10 protein-coding genes are annotated in these 14,231 nt (G+C 66.3%); 4 read left to right on the top strand and 6 right to left on the bottom strand.

Annotated features, from left to right (window positions below; genetic code table 11):
• Window positions 1–199: 199 nt before the first annotated feature.
• Entirely contained in the window at window positions 200–1,834 is a 1,635-nt protein-coding gene (locus LK535_RS12315; protein ID WP_227772196.1) for a M28 family metallopeptidase, read from the bottom strand.
• Window positions 1,835–2,062: 228 nt separating this feature from the next.
• On the opposite strand from LK535_RS12315, the gene pepN reads away from it, so the two are divergent.
• Window positions 2,063–4,657: an aminopeptidase N gene (pepN, locus tag LK535_RS12320; protein ID WP_227772197.1), complete on the top strand. Its 2,595-nt coding sequence runs from the start codon at window positions 2,063–2,065 to the stop codon at window positions 4,655–4,657.
• 49 nt (window positions 4,658–4,706) lie between these two features.
• On the opposite strand, the gene LK535_RS12325 is transcribed toward pepN, so the two are convergent.
• Window positions 4,707–6,125, bottom strand: a complete 1,419-nt coding sequence (locus LK535_RS12325) for a S41 family peptidase (protein ID WP_227772198.1) — start codon at window positions 6,123–6,125, stop codon at window positions 4,707–4,709.
• A gap of 108 nt (window positions 6,126–6,233) precedes the next feature.
• Window positions 6,234–6,731, bottom strand: coding sequence for a DUF1810 domain-containing protein (locus LK535_RS12330; protein WP_321576562.1), 498 nt, complete (start codon window positions 6,729–6,731; stop codon window positions 6,234–6,236).
• Between LK535_RS12330 and LK535_RS12335 the strand changes: the two genes are divergently transcribed.
• Window positions 6,720–7,352 (top strand): YbhB/YbcL family Raf kinase inhibitor-like protein, encoded by a 633-nt coding sequence (locus tag LK535_RS12335; protein WP_227772199.1) that lies wholly within the window; start codon window positions 6,720–6,722, stop codon window positions 7,350–7,352. The genes LK535_RS12330 and LK535_RS12335 overlap by 12 nt on opposite strands.
• Window positions 7,353–7,720: 368 nt before the next feature.
• Here LK535_RS12335 and LK535_RS12340 read toward each other — a convergent pair whose 3' ends face one another.
• Window positions 7,721–8,758: a sensor domain-containing diguanylate cyclase gene (locus LK535_RS12340; RefSeq protein WP_227772200.1), complete on the bottom strand. Its 1,038-nt coding sequence runs from the start codon at window positions 8,756–8,758 to the stop codon at window positions 7,721–7,723.
• 105 nt (window positions 8,759–8,863) lie between these two features.
• Window positions 8,864–9,406, bottom strand: coding sequence for a peroxiredoxin (locus LK535_RS12345; protein WP_227772201.1), 543 nt, complete (start codon window positions 9,404–9,406; stop codon window positions 8,864–8,866).
• Between the two features lie 64 nt (window positions 9,407–9,470).
• Between LK535_RS12345 and LK535_RS12350 the strand changes: the two genes are divergently transcribed.
• Window positions 9,471–10,313 carry an inositol monophosphatase family protein gene (locus LK535_RS12350; RefSeq protein ID WP_227772202.1) on the top strand — a complete coding sequence of 281 codons (843 nt, stop codon included), beginning with the start codon at window positions 9,471–9,473 and terminating at the stop codon, window positions 10,311–10,313.
• Window positions 10,314–10,368: 55 nt separating this feature from the next.
• Here the strand turns inward: LK535_RS12350 and clpB are convergent, their stop codons facing one another.
• Window positions 10,369–12,948 carry an ATP-dependent chaperone ClpB gene (gene clpB / locus LK535_RS12355; protein WP_227772203.1) on the bottom strand — a complete coding sequence of 860 codons (2,580 nt, stop codon included), beginning with the start codon at window positions 12,946–12,948 and terminating at the stop codon, window positions 10,369–10,371.
• Between the two features lie 157 nt (window positions 12,949–13,105).
• On the opposite strand from clpB, the gene LK535_RS12360 reads away from it, so the two are divergent.
• Window positions 13,106–14,140 (top strand): alcohol dehydrogenase family protein, encoded by a 1,035-nt coding sequence (locus LK535_RS12360; protein ID WP_227772204.1) that lies wholly within the window; start codon window positions 13,106–13,108, stop codon window positions 14,138–14,140.
• Window positions 14,141–14,231 lie beyond the last annotated feature (91 nt).

The raw sequence follows: 14,231 nt of genomic DNA on the forward strand, positions 1-14,231 counted from the left end.
ATGGTGTTCGCCGTGACGTGTCGGATTTCGCGTGCGGCTCGGCGTGGGCGAAAGGATTGAGCTTCGCCGCATGGCCGGGGTGACAGCCAGAATGCGCGGTTCGCGCCCCGCGCCATCGGAGCGTTTCTGCGACCGGCGTTCGGGGTCCGGGGCGTTATGCCGGGATGCGCCCGGCATAACGCATGAGGTGGAGTGGGAATTACTGCCCCATCGGCCCCTTGAAGAGCGTGCCGAAGTAATCGCCCTTGTTCCACACCGGCCGCGACGGAGCATCGGCGATGTCGCGCGCGATGCGATAGTTCACGTCCACGAAGCGTACGCCTTCCTCCCATTGGATCGGCTGCGACAGGTCGTCGGAGGGCTTGTGGTAATTGGTGGAAAGGAAATGCTCCACCGCTGCCTTGCCCGGCCCCTTCTGACCCGGCCACAAGAACACCGAAGGCACACCCTTCTGCACGAAGCGGAAGTGATCGGAGCGCACGAAAATGCCTTCGTCCGGGATCGGATCGGGCGAGAGCGCCACGCCGGCGCCTTCTACGGCACGACGGATGATCGGGCCGAGGGTGGAGCGGTCGCCGCCGAATGCCACCATGTCCTCGAACTTGTAGGTGAGGATCGGCATGTCGAGGTTCACGTTGGCGATGATCGAATCTGCCGGCACCGTCGGATGGTTGGCAAAATAATCGCTGCCGATCAGGCCCTTCTCCTCCGCCGTGACGGCCAGGAACAGGATGGTGCGCTTCGTCGCGCCTTCCTTCTGGAAGCGTTTCGCTTCCTCGATCAGGCTGGCGATGCCGATCGCATTGTCCAAGGCGCCATTGTGGATCTTGTCATCCGCCTTGCCGCTGACGCCGACGTGATCGAGGTGCGCGGACAGGACCACCACCTCGCGCGCGAGAGCGGGATCGCTGCCGGGCAGCACGCTGACCACGTTGGACGACTGTGCCTTGTCGAACTGGGTCTTGGTCGTGACGGCGAGGGCGGTCGGAAGCGCCTCTGCCTTGAAGCTGGCGTCCGCCTTGTCGGCTTCACGCGCGACCTTGGCCCAGGGAGTGCGAGCGCCCGCGAACAGCTTCTGAGCGCCGGAGAGGCTCAGCGTCGCAAGGGTGGGGATGCCGCCTTCCTCGACATGGCCGGTGCCATCAGCATTGGCCCAGGTCATGCGGGTGTGGCCATTCGCCTCGACCAGCCGTGCGAACGGGCGCTGCTTGTCGGAACGGGGCGTGACGAGGGTGATCGTGCCGACGGCGCCACGCTCGGCGGCGAAGCGCGCCTTGGTGGTCGGCGAGCCGAGCCACGCGCGCTCCTCACCCGTCATCTTGGAGGGCGAGCCGCTGACAAAGGCGACGATCTTCCCCTTCACATCGACGCCGCGGTAATCGTCCCGCCCATATTGGGGCGCAACGATGCCGTAGCCGACGAACACGACCGGCGCCGACACGTTGGTCTCCGTGGCTCGCGGGTTTGCCGAGGGGATGTAGTCGGTGCCGAAGGCAAGCGCCGTCTGACCAGCCGGTCCCGTGATGCTGAGCGTGCCCTGGCCATCGGGCTTGTAGGCGACGAGCGGCACCTGCTGCGCGTAGGTGCCCTTCTCGCCGCCCGGCTTCAGCCCGGCGGCGAAGAATTGCGCGGCGACATATTGGGCGGCGATGTCATATTCCGGGCTGCCCGCCTCACGCCCGCGCATCGCGTCGGAGGCGAGGAACATCACGTGTGACTTGATCGCGGCTGCCTCGGCGGACAGCGCTGCTTCGGCAGATGGGGCCGCGGCATTCTGGGCGATGGCGGAAACGGGAAGGGACGTGAGGCAAAGGGCCAGGATCAAACGGCGCATTCGTGCTTCCAAAAAGCCTTGTTCATCGGGAAACGCTCGATCGCATACCGCACAGGATGACGGCAGCCATCGTTCGAAGAAGTGCTGCATGCCAAAGCCTGCGACACGTCTCCACCGCACTCGACATGAACGAAGGGGAGTGGACCTGATCGCCAGACGTAGCAGCCAAGACTTTCACCGCAAGCTTTAGCGATGGAACCACAAGCCGCCCCGTCTATATCTCCTATCATGCTCGACGTTCTCACCGCCCCAGCCGCTCCTGCGATCAAGCGCCGCCAGGACTATCGCCCGCCTGCGTGGCTGGTGCCGACTGTGGATCTGGACTTTGCGCTGGACCCGAGCGCGACGCGGGTGCGCGCACGACTGGAAGTGAGGCGAAATGGCGACGGTGACGAGCCGCTGCGGCTGGATGGCGATGGCCTCACCCCGCTGGCGGTGATCGTTGATGGCGTAGCGGTGAACGACTGGCGCATCGAGGACGATCAACTCGTCGTCCCGCTGAGCGGGGCAGCGCATGTGATCGAAACCGAGGTGGAGATCGCGCCCGACCAGAATACGCAGCTGATGGGGCTTTATTCCTCAGGCGGCAATCTGTGCACCCAATGTGAGGCGGAGGGCTTCCGGCGCATCACCTTTTTCCCGGATCGGCCTGACGTGCTGGCGACGTACCGGGTGCGGATGACAGCGGACAAGGCGCGTTACCCCGTGCTGCTGGCCAATGGCGATCCGATCGCCAGCGGCGACAACGGTGACGGAACGCACTGGGCCGAGTGGCACGACCCGTTTCCCAAGCCATCCTATCTGTTCGCGCTGGTGGCAGGCGATCTCGCCTGCAATGCGGGCACCTTCACGACGCGGTCGGGACGTGAGGTGCAGCTTGGCATCTGGGTACGGGCGGCCGATCTGCCCAAGACCGATCATGCGCTCCATGCGCTCAAGACGTCGATGGCCTGGGACGAGCGTGTCTATGGCCGCGAATATGACCTGGACGTGTTCAACATCGTCGCGGTGGACGATTTCAACTTCGGCGCGATGGAGAACAAGGGGCTGAACATCTTCAACAGCCGCTACATCCTGGCCGATCCCGACACTGCGACCGATTACGATTACGATGCCATCGCCGCGGTGGTAGCCCATGAATATTTCCACAATTGGTCCGGCAACCGGATCACTTGCCGCGATTGGTTCCAGCTATCGCTGAAGGAAGGTTTCACCGTCTTTCGCGACCAGGGCTTTTCGGCCGATCAGGGGTCGGCCGCGGTGAAGCGAATCGAGGATGTGCGGGGCCTGCGCGCCAGCCAGTTTCCGGAGGATGCCGGGCCGCTCGCGCATCCCGTTCGCCCGGAGAGCTATATCGAGATCTCCAATTTCTACACCTCGACGATCTACAACAAGGGCGCCGAGCTGATCCGGATGATGGCCACCATCCTCGGCCCCGAGCGGTTCCGGACGGCGTGCGACCTGTATTTCGATCGTTTCGACGGCACCGCCGCGACGTGCGAGGATTTCGTCCGCTGCATGGAAGAGGGCGGCGGGGTCGATCTGTCGCGCTTCCGCTTGTGGTACAGCCAGGCGGGCACGCCGCGGGTTTCGGCCAGCCTGGAGCATGAGGGTGGTCGCGCGACGCTTCGGCTGGCGCAGCATGTGCCGCCGACCCCGGGCCAATCGAGCAAGGAGCCGATGGTGCTGCCGTTGCGCATCCGCCTGTTCGGTGCGGAGACAGGCCAGCCGCTGGGGCCGGAGCAGCTGGTGCTGCTGGACCAGGCGAATGAGTCCATCGTCTTCGAAGGGGTGGCCGAACGGCCTGTTCTGTCGATCAACCGCGGCTTCTCCGCACCGGTCACCATCGAAAGCGACCGGACGGCCAGCGACCTCGCCTTCCTTGCCCGGCATGATGATGATCCGTTCGCGCGGTACGAGGCGATGCAGCAGCTGATGCTGGACACGCTGGTGGCGGGTGCGGTGGAAGGCGGCGCCGACCACCGCGGTGTCATCGATGCCGTCGCCGACACGCTGGATGACCCGGCGCTTGACCCGGCCTTCATCGCCGAAGCGGTTCTGCTGCCGTCCGAAAGCTTCGTCGGCGATCAGCTCAACGTCGTCGATCCCGAGGCAATCTATCGGGCGCGCGAGGCATTGCGCGCTGATCTCGGCAGAATGCTGGGCGACCGCTGGCGCGACATTTACGAGGCGAACACCACCGGTGCGGCCTACGCCTATACGCCGGCGGCCAAGGGCGCGCGCCGGATCCGGAACGTGGCCCTCGGCTATATTGCCGCATCGGGAGCAAGCGACGCAGCAGCGCTGGCGTTCCGCCAGTTCGAGCGCGCCGATAACATGACCGATCGGCAGGGTGCGCTCAGCACGCTGGTGAACGGGCGTAGCGACCTGCGCGAGGCGGCGCTGGATATCTTCTACAACCGCTATTCCGATAACGCGCTGGTGCTGGACAAGTGGTTCCAGACCCAGGCGCTGTCCACGCGCGACGATACGCTTGCGGCGGTCAAGGCGCTGGCCGAACATCCAAGCTTCACGCTTGCCAATCCGAACCGGGCGCGCAGCCTGATCGGCGCCTTCGCGGTCAACCAGCGGGCGTTCAATCAGGCCGATGGCGCCGGCTATCGCTTCCTGGCCGATCAACTGATCGCGCTCGACCGGCTGAACCCGCAAACGGCGGCGAAGCTGCTGCCGCCGCTGGGACGCTGGCGCCGTTTCGATGCGGCCCGCGCGGCCTTGATGCGCGCCGAGCTGCAGCGGATCGTGAGTACGCCAGGCCTGTCCAAGGATCTGTTCGAACAGGCTTCCAAGAGCCTCGAGGGCTGACCGCGCCAACGCTGTGCGCCCTGCCGTTAGCAACGGCAGGGCGGCAAAATCAGAATGCGCCCGGCGTTTCCCGCTGGATCGTGCTCGGGCGCATCGGGGTGAGCAGCGCCTGCTTCACCGCGACATTCCGCACCCTTGCCGCCGAAGCCGTGGCCGCGGCGCCGCCAATCCGGGTGCAGCTGCGGCCATTCAGGAACGCCAGCGCCTGCTGCACGGACGCCTCGCGCGGGTCGCCCAGCTGGTACGACAGGTCGTCCACCGCCTCGCAGGTCGCCGGCATGAACGGCGCGAGGCCGTTGTAGTAATCCCCCTGGCGATCGGCGTTCTGGGTGGTGAGCGCCACCACTCGAAGGCGATCGTCACATGCCGGCTTGTCGCGCGCCGTCTGCCCAACCGGCTTTCCATAGGTATTGGTGCCGATCAGCGCGACATTGCCGCGCAGGTACGGGATCATTGCGTTGATCACCACTTCGCTTGCCGACGCGGTTCCTTGCGTGCCGATAAAGGCGATCTTGGTCGGCGACACCGATTGCGGCTGCGGCAGGAAATAGTCCGTGCTGTTCTCGGACGATTTTTCGCGCCGGAACGTGGTGTAGCCAAGCACGTCGCTGGTCTGGCGATTGCCGCCCAGCAGGTTGTTCATCAGCCGCGCGGTGGAAAGCAGCCCGCCGCCATTGTAGCGCAGGTCGACAATCAGTTCGGTGATCCCCGCGGCGCGCAACTGACCAAAGCCGTCGCGCAGCGGCTGATCTGCGGTCGAGATGAACGTGCGCAGATTAATATAGCCGACGCGGCGGCCACCATCCTCCAGAATCTTGATGCCGTAGCGGGACGATACCGGGCTGAGTTCAAAGTCGCGCGGCGTCAGTGTCACCTCGCGTTCGCTGCCGCTGAGCGCGCGCACCCGCAGGACACGCGCGACACCGGCGGTCGAGCCACCCAGCGCATTGCTGACCGCCTGCGCCCCGCCGTCCGCGAAAAGCGCGCTGACGGTCCGCAACGTACCGCCGGGTTGCCCGATCGCGACAATCTCGGTGCCGCGGTCAAGGCCGGCTTCGAGCGCGGGGGTGCCTTCGAACGCCTCGATCACGAACATTCGTCCGACGCTTGCATTGATGCCGAGCCGGAAGCCGTAACCCGCGCTCGATCCCGAGTCGTAATAGGCATTCTCCTCGGCAATCGACGTCAGGTAGGTGAAATAGCGGTCCTTGTTCTGGGCGCGCGCCGTCGCCGTCATGGCATCGATATAGTCATCGACGCTGGCGAAGGGCGCCGGGTCGAGGCTGGTGGGCAGCGTGTCCGGGAACAGATACCATTCGCGCAGCTCGGCTGCGGCCCATGCCTTTCGATCCTGAAGCGAACAGCCGGCAACGCTGGTGGGCGTCGACGTGGGCGAGGGGGAATTGGCTATCGGCGTGCCGCTGCTGCTGCCGCCGCCGTCACCTCCGCATCCTGCCAGCAAGCTCATGGCGCAAACGGCTGCGGCAAGTCGACGTGTCACTAACTTGGCTCCCCCCGTGTTGCGCAGGGAGTAGCACGTCTGATTGTCGGCGCCAGCGCAACAAGCCGGGGTGGATCAGCCAAGCAAATCGATCGTGAGCGGATCGCGTTCGCCGTTGAAAAAGCGGGAAAGAACGCGCTCGAAGGCGGACGGATCGTCAGCCGCCGCGGCGAACAGGGTCATCGACGAGCGCAGCTTCATCGCGTCGACGCTGCCGAGGATCGCTTCTGCCTCACCCTCGGCGCCGAGCAGCGCCTCACAGGCCTCGATCAGCCGAGCGCCGAGCAGCGGGTGCTCGAGATAGGCGCGTGCTTCCGCGATCGATCGAATGCCGAAATGGCGGGCGGTAGTGCTTCGGCCGAGATCGCGCAGCTGCGGAAAGACAAACCACATCCAGTGGGTCGTCTTCCGGCCGCGGCGCAGCTCCGCCAGAGCGGCGGGGTAGGTGGGCTCCTGCGCTTCCAGGAAGCGGGCGAGATCGAACGGGTCGGCCATGACCGCTGAACGCATGGTGCGCATCGCAGATGCGACTGGTGCGTTGATCCGGCTGAAGGAGTGGCCATGCTTGAACATATTCCCGCCTGGTTGGGGCGCAGCCTTGGCAATGTGCGTGCCGGCGCCAGCAAGCTCGCGATCGTTCAACCTGAACTCGGCGGACGTTTCGCGGCGATTGATCTGTCCAGCCCGGCCTTTGCGCAGGACGCACGCCTGCCGCCGCGCTTCACTGCTGATGGGGAGGGCGTGTCGCCGCCGCTGGTCTGGGGTGCGCTGCCCGCGGGCACCGCGTCGCTTGCCCTGCTGGTCGAGGATGCAGATGCGCCTGCGCCGCAGCCGCTGGTCCATGCGATCGTCTGGGGTATGGCACCGGATACCGGGCGATTACCCGAAGGGGCGATCGTCGCAGACGGCGCCGGGATGTCTGACACCGGAGATGTCGGGCGCAATTCGTTTCTTGGCGAAGGCTGGCTCCCGCCGGACCCGCCGACGGGCCATGGAGAACATCGTTATGTGTTCCAGCTGTTCGCGCTGGACGAAGGGGTCGAAGATCCCGGCCAGTCGCCCGGCCGTTCGGCCCTCGTACGGGCCATGGCCGGGCATGTGCTGGCTGCCGGACTGCTGATCGGCACCTACTCCCGTGGTGAGGAAGCCCTGGTCGGGCACGCTCAAACAACAGTGGCCGCGACATCCACATAGGCAAGTAGTGCGCAGGCGCCCACGACGGCGCCCAGAGCGGCGAAGGCAGAGCGGATCATGATGCTGTCACCCTGGCTGAAAGTGAAGAAGCGTCCGTTCAGGCGACCGGAACAACGGGAACGGCCGCGCCGACCATCAGTGCGGCGAAAGCGATCGCGCCAACGAAGCTGGCAACATGCAGGTGAAGCTGGTTCAGACGGTAAGCCATTGTCGATCTCCTTGTTGGTGGCGCCGGGTGATCCGCCGCCGATGCCCAATGCATTGCAGGCGGCGTGCCAGTTTTGCGCGCTCAAGGAATTTGAATGACTTAGCTGTGTCTGTCGCCTCAGGCGGCGGGATGCGCCAAATCCGGTTGGTAGATCACGCCATCATGCGGCGGAAAATGCGCGATTCCGGCCCGCTGCCTTGGCGCGGTACAAGGCGGCGTCAGCGCGCGCATAAAGCACCTCGCGCGGTTCATCGCTCATGCCAGCGGCGACGCCGCCCGATATCGTGATCACCCCGATCGGTGCGTCCGTCTTGCGCGAGCGGAAGCGGCGGGCCGCGACCGCGCTGCGGGCGCGATCGACGAGGGCGACGGCCGCATCGAGGTCCACGCCGATGAACAATATGGCGAATTCTTCACCGCCATAGCGGGCGACCACCGCGCCAGCACTTTCGCTGGCGATGGTCAGGCCAACCGCGCGCAGCACGCGATCACCGACCGCGTGTCCGAAATCGTCGTTCACGCGTTTGAAGTGATCGATATCGCACAGCGCCAGCGCAATGGGGGTGCCGGGCGGCACCGCATCATAGGCTTCGTCAAAGGCGCGACGATTGGCCAGTTCGGTCAGCGGATCGAGCCGCGCCGTGCCCCGCGCTTCATCCAGCGCGCTGCGCAGCGCTTCCGCTTCCTGCTCGGCGGCCGCCATGCGGCGTTCGGCGACATTGGCGCGGTCGATCATCGTTGCCGTCAGTCGAAATACTTCATCGGTGCCGGTGACCGGATCAGCCTGGCGCATGGCGGCCGCACTGGCGGCGAGATCGCGGCCGAACCCGCTTGTTTCCGCGTGAATGGAGCGGACGGCCTGCGAGAAGTCGGCGACCTGCATTTCCGCGCGCGCGATCATCGCGTCCGCCTGGACGATCAGTTCGGAGGAGGGGCGCGAGGAAGCGGCGTCGCCATTCCCGGCGGGCGCCGCGTTGGTCGGGGCTGGGCCGCCAAGCTGCGCAATGTCCTGCGCCGTCAGTCGAACACCGCCATCCGTCAGATCGGCAACGGAACGGGCCAGCGGGCCGGCGGGATCAACCAACACCCGATAGGCGAAGGCGTAATTGGCCGGCTCGATACTCAGCTTGTGGTCGGCCAGGAACTGGCCAACCGCTTCGTACAGCTCGGCATCTTTCTGCCTGGGGAACTCAACCATCTATCTCGCGCCCCGCCTCGCCCCGGTATCAACCGGCGCCGCACGTTCCGATCCCTCACTTTGTGCCGGAGAAGCTAAAATTGCGTTGCTGTTGCTGACCTAAAATCAGCTACGGGGAAGGCGCCGGACTGCTTCCAGGGTCAGGGCGACGTGACGATCGGCTGACAGATCGTCATGAACATAAGCAATCCGTCCGCCGCGATCGATGACATAGCTGGTCCGGCGGGTCGCATCGCGTCCCTTGATTTGCCGGCCGAGCGCGACATCATAGCCGGCAACGACACGAGGCCCCGCGCTCGCCACTGGGAACTTGCCCGCGCATTCGGCGGCGGAGAATTTCGTCAGATCCTCAACCGTGTCCGCGGACATGCCGATCACCGTCGCGCCGGCAGCGCGAAAGGCCGGGATGTTTTCCGCAAAGGCGCGTGCTTCCGCGTTGCAGCCGGCAGTGAATGCCGCCGGGAAGAAGTAAAGCACGACCGGGCCCTTCTTCAGCTGGCGGGCGAGATTGACGTTCACCACCTTGCCGGCCACCGCCCCGCGGGTGGTGAAATCGGGTGCCTTTGCCCCGACGGGGAGAACGGCGCCGACCGGAGTCGCAACGGCGAACGAGACGATGGCGGCGGCAGCGGCAAGGATGTGGCGCATGGGGCTCTCCCGAATGAAGCCTGCATTCTAGCGCTGCGCGTTCCGGGGCGATAGGGCATGCGGAATGCCGATCCGCCAAGCCGACCTCGACCTCGCCAGCCGCCTCGCCGATGCCGCGGGGGAGGCGATCCGCCCCTATTTCCGCGGCGAACTCGGCATCGAGACAAAGGCCGATCATTCGCCGGTCACGCTGGCCGATCGCGCGGCGGAGGCGGCGATGCGCCGGATCCTCGACGCCGAGGCACCGGGCGACGCGGTGCATGGCGAGGAATATGGCATCAAGGAGGGCGTGACCGGACGCACCTGGGTGCTCGATCCGATCGACGGCACGCGCAGCTTCACCGTGGGGCGGGCGATTTTCGGCACGCTGGTCGCGCTGGTGGAGGATGGCTGGCCGATGATGGGCGTGATCGACCAGCCGATCCAGCGTGAACGGTGGATCGGCGCGGCGGGGCGGCCGACGCTGTTCAACGGATCGCCGGTGCGCACGCGCGCCTGCCGCGAGGTGGTGGGCGCGATCCTGGCGACGACCAGCCCGCACGCCTTCAACGACGATGAAGTGCCCTATTTCATGGCGCTGGTCGCAGCGGTTTCAGGCGGGCACGCGCGGCAGGGGCCGGTCTATGGCGGAGACTGCTACAATTACGGGCTGCTGGCGAGCGGGCATCTCGACATCGTGTGCGAGGCCGGGCTGGCGCTGTACGATTTCGCCGCACTGGCGCCGATCGTCGAAGGCGCGGGCGGACGAATGTGCGACTGGAACGGGGACCCGCTGACTCAGGCGAGCACTGGGCAGGTGCTGGCGATCGGCGATCCGGCGCGGATGGACGAGGTGCTGGAGGCGCTGCACGCGGCGCCCGGCGCGCACGACCATGATCACGGGCATGGGCACGGCCACGATCATTGAGGGCGGGATGAACCGTCAGGGGGAGGGCGCATCTGCTCCCTCCCCCTGACGATGCCTAGGCGACCGACAGGGCGAGCTTCCCGTCGCCTTCGTCGACCTTGATCGTGCTGCCGTCCTTCACTTCGCCGCGCAGGATGAGATCGGCGAGCGGATCCTGCAGGTAGCGCTGCACTGCGCGCTTGAGCGGGCGGGCGCCGTAGATTGGATCGTAGCCGACGCGGCCGAGCCACGCGCGCGCCGCATCGGTGAGGTCGAGCGTCACCTTACGATCGGCGAGCAGCTTGCCGACGCGCGCCACCTGGATGTCGACGATCGGCCCCATGTGCGCCTGACCCAGACGGTGGAACAGGATGATCTCGTCCAGCCGGTTGAGGAATTCCGGGCGGAAGTGCGCGCGCACGATCTCCATCACCTGCGGCTCGACCGTCTCGACATCGTCACCCTCGCCGAGATTGGCGAGATACTGGCTGCCGAGGTTCGACGTCAGAATGATGAGCGTGTTCGAGAAGTCGACCGTGCGGCCCTGGCCATCGGTCAAGCGGCCATCGTCGAGCACCTGGAGGAGGACGTTGAACACGTCGCCATGCGCCTTCTCCACCTCGTCGAACAGCACGACCTGATAGGGCCGGCGCCGCACCGCCTCGGTCAGCACGCCGCCTTCCTCATAGCCGACATAGCCCGGCGGGGCGCCGATCAGCCGGGCGACCGCGTGCTTCTCCATGAACTCGCTCATGTCGATGCGCACCATCGCGTTGGGATCGTCGAACAGGAATTCGGCGAGCGCCTTGGTCAGCTCGGTCTTGCCGACGCCCGTCGGGCCGAGGAACAGGAACGAGCCCAGCGGACGGTTCGGATCCTGTAGCCCCGCACGCGCGCGGCGGACGGCGGTGGAGACGGCGCGCACGGCATCGGACTGGCCGATCACGCGCTTGCCGATCACTTCCTCCATCTTGAGCAGCTTGTCGCGCTCGCCCTCCATCATCCGCTCGACCGGAATGCCGGTCCAGCGGGCGACGACGCCGGCGATATCCTCCGACGTCACTTCCTCGCGCAGCATCGCGTTCGCCGCGGCGCCTTCCGCCTCGGCGAGCTGCTTTTCGAGCGCGGGGATGCGGCCGTAGGAAAGCTCGCCTGCCTTGGCGAGATCGCCCTGGCGCTGCGCCTGCTCCAGCTCCAGCCGGGCGGCGTCGAGCTGTTCCTTCAGCTTCGCCTCGCCCGCCAGCTTGTCCTTCTCGGACTGCCAGCGCTGCGTCAGCTCGGCGGACTGCTGCTCGAGGTTGGCGAGTTCGTCCTCGATCTTGTCGAGCCGATCCTGTGAAGCCTCATCGGTCTCACGGCGCAGCCCCTCGCGCTCGATCTTGAGGCGCAGGATGCGGCGGTCGAGCGTCTCGATCTCCTCGGGCTTCGATTCCACCTCCATGCGGATGCGGCTTGCAGCCTCGTCCATCAGGTCGATCGCCTTGTCGGGCAGGAATCGATCGGTGATGTAGCGGTTCGACAGCGTCGCGGCGGAAACGAGCGCGCCGTCGGTGATGCGCACGCCGTGGTGAAGCTCATACTTCTCCTTCAGCCCGCGCAGGATCGAGATCGTGTCCTCGACCGTCGGCTCGCCGACGAACACGGGCTGGAAGCGCCGCTGAAGCGCCGGGTCCTTCTCGACGTACTTGCGATATTCATCGAGCGTGGTGGCGCCGACGCAGTGCAGCTCGCCGCGCGCGAGTGCGGGCTTGAGCAGGTTGCCCGCGTCCATTGCGCCTTCCGATTTTCCCGCGCCGATCAGCTGGTGCATTTCGTCGATGAAGAGGATGATGTCGCCTTCGGCGGCCTTCACCTCGTCGATCACGCCCTTCAGCCGCTCCTCGAACTCACCGCGATATTTCGCGCCCGCGATCAGCGCGCCCATGTCGAGCGCCATCAGCGTCTTGTTCTTGAGCGTATCGGGCACGTCGCCATTGGCGATGCGAAGGGCCAGCCCTTCCGCGATGGCGGTCTTGCCCACGCCGGGTTCGCCGATGAGGACGGGGTTGTTCTTGGTGCGGCGGGCGAGCACCTGGATGGTGCGGCGGATTTCCTCGTCGCGGCCGATGACCGGATCGAGCTTGCCGTCACGCGCCGCTTCGGTGAGGTCGCGGGCGAACTTCTTCAGCGCGTCATAGCGATCCTCGGCGGTCGCGGTGTCGGCGGTGCGGCCGCCGCGCAGGTCGTTGATCGCGCTGTTGAGCGCGTCGGCGCGCACGCCCGCGGCCTGCAGCGCCTTGCCCGCAGGGGTGTTGAGCGACAGCGCGAGCGCGACCAGCAGGCGTTCGACGGTGACGTAGCTGTCGCCGGCCTTCTGGGCGATCTGCTCGGCCTGGTCGAGCACGCGGACGGCGTCATTGTTGAGCCCCGGCGTCGACTGCGCGCCGGAACCGCTGACCGCGGGGATGCGGGCGAGCGCGGCATCGGTCTCCGTCACCGCGCGGCGGGCATCGCCACCGGCGGACTGGATGAGGCCGGCGGCCATGCCCTGCTCGTCTTCCAGTAGCGCCTTCAACAGATGCTCGGGGCCGATCTGCTGATGGCTCATGCGGATCGCGACGGTCTGCGCCGACTGGAGGAAGCCTTTGGCGCGGTCGGTAAATTTCTCGAGGTTCATGGGTGTCCCTGTTTCCTTCGAGCATCAGATGGTGTTGCCGTTATGCAACACAAGGGTGGGTCTTTCAGAAAGATGGAGAGACAGGGCGCGCGCGTCCAGAGGTTGACGCGCGAAGAGCGATCGGCTCCGTTCGGCGCAAAGAAGACGGGAGCGGATCATGAAGGCTTTGCGGTATTTCGGCGCGCGCGACATCCAGTACGGGTCGACCGAGGATGCAGCGTTGCAGGACGACCGCGACGTGCTGGTCCGCGTGAAGCATTGCGCGATCTGCGGTAGTGACCTTCATATCTACCACGGCCATGGCTTCTCCGAGGACAAGGGCTTTTGCGTCGGGCATGAGGCGGTGGGCGAAGTGGTCGAGACCGGCCGGGCAGTGCGCAACCTGAAGACGGGCGACCGGGTGATGATCTCTGCCGCGGTCGGCTGCGGCGCCTGCCCCGGCTGCCTGATGGGCCGGGTGCATGAATGCGAGAACAATGGCTCGGGCTGCTACGGGCTGTCCGCCGCGCTGCAGGGGAGCCAGGCGGAAGCGGTGCGGGTGCCGGCGGGCGACGTCAACGCGCGGCGCATCCCGGAAGGGATCACCGACGAGCAGGCGCTGATGCTTACCGATGCGTTGCCGACGAGCTGGATGGCGGTGCGCAATGCCGACATCAAGCCGGGCGGGAGCGTCGCGGTGGTGGGGCTCGGCCCGATCGGGCTGATGGCGGTGGAGGGCTGTTTCGCGATGGGGGCGGGGCGGGTCTATGCCATCGATCTCGTCCCCGAGCGCCGCGCGATTGCGGAAGGGCTGGGCGCGGTCGGCGTCGATCCGGCGGAGGCGGTGCCGTTCATCCGCGAAGACACCAAGGGCCGGATGTGCAGCAGCGTCGTCGAGGCGGTGGGCGCCGACGCGACGATCGACCTGTCGCTTCGGCTGGTCGGCAAATGGGGCACCGTCTCCTGCCTTGGCGTCAACCAGACGCGGCGCTTCCCCTTCCCGATGGAGCGCGCCTTCGCCAGCGGGCTGACGTTCCGCACCGGCACCTGCTCCGTGCCGCACTGGTGGCAGGAACTGATCCCGATGGTGCAGAAGGGGCAGCTGAAGCCGGAACGCTACATCTCGCACCGGCTGCCGCTGTCGCAGGGCGCCGAGGCGTACGCCATCCTCGACCGGCGCGAGGCGCTGAAGGTGGTGATGACGCCGGAGTGATCCGCCGGCGTCTGTCCTACATGGAACGGATCATGTTCTAAGCGGCGATGATGATGCGCCTAACGCCTGCCCTGTTGCCGATCGCCGCCAA

The organism is Sphingomonas sp. IC4-52, from assembly GCF_020707225.1.
Lineage (GTDB): Bacteria > Pseudomonadota > Alphaproteobacteria > Sphingomonadales > Sphingomonadaceae > Sphingomonas.

Coding starts and splice junctions, on each gene's coding strand:
- LK535_RS12315 (WP_227772196.1), bottom strand. CDS start 1,834: ATGCGCCGTTTGATCCTGGCCCTTTGCCTCACGTCCCTTCCCGTTTCC.
- pepN (WP_227772197.1), top strand. CDS start 2,063: ATGCTCGACGTTCTCACCGCCCCAGCCGCTCCTGCGATCAAGCGCCGC.
- LK535_RS12325 (WP_227772198.1), bottom strand. CDS start 6,125: ATGAGCTTGCTGGCAGGATGCGGAGGTGACGGCGGCGGCAGCAGCAGC.
- LK535_RS12335 (WP_227772199.1), top strand. CDS start 6,720: ATGCTTGAACATATTCCCGCCTGGTTGGGGCGCAGCCTTGGCAATGTG.
- LK535_RS12330 (WP_321576562.1), bottom strand. CDS start 6,731: ATGTTCAAGCATGGCCACTCCTTCAGCCGGATCAACGCACCAGTCGCA.
- LK535_RS12340 (WP_227772200.1), bottom strand. CDS start 8,758: ATGGTTGAGTTCCCCAGGCAGAAAGATGCCGAGCTGTACGAAGCGGTT.
- LK535_RS12345 (WP_227772201.1), bottom strand. CDS start 9,406: ATGCGCCACATCCTTGCCGCTGCCGCCGCCATCGTCTCGTTCGCCGTT.
- LK535_RS12350 (WP_227772202.1), top strand. CDS start 9,471: ATGCCGATCCGCCAAGCCGACCTCGACCTCGCCAGCCGCCTCGCCGAT.
- clpB (WP_227772203.1), bottom strand. CDS start 12,948: ATGAACCTCGAGAAATTTACCGACCGCGCCAAAGGCTTCCTCCAGTCG.
- LK535_RS12360 (WP_227772204.1), top strand. CDS start 13,106: ATGAAGGCTTTGCGGTATTTCGGCGCGCGCGACATCCAGTACGGGTCG.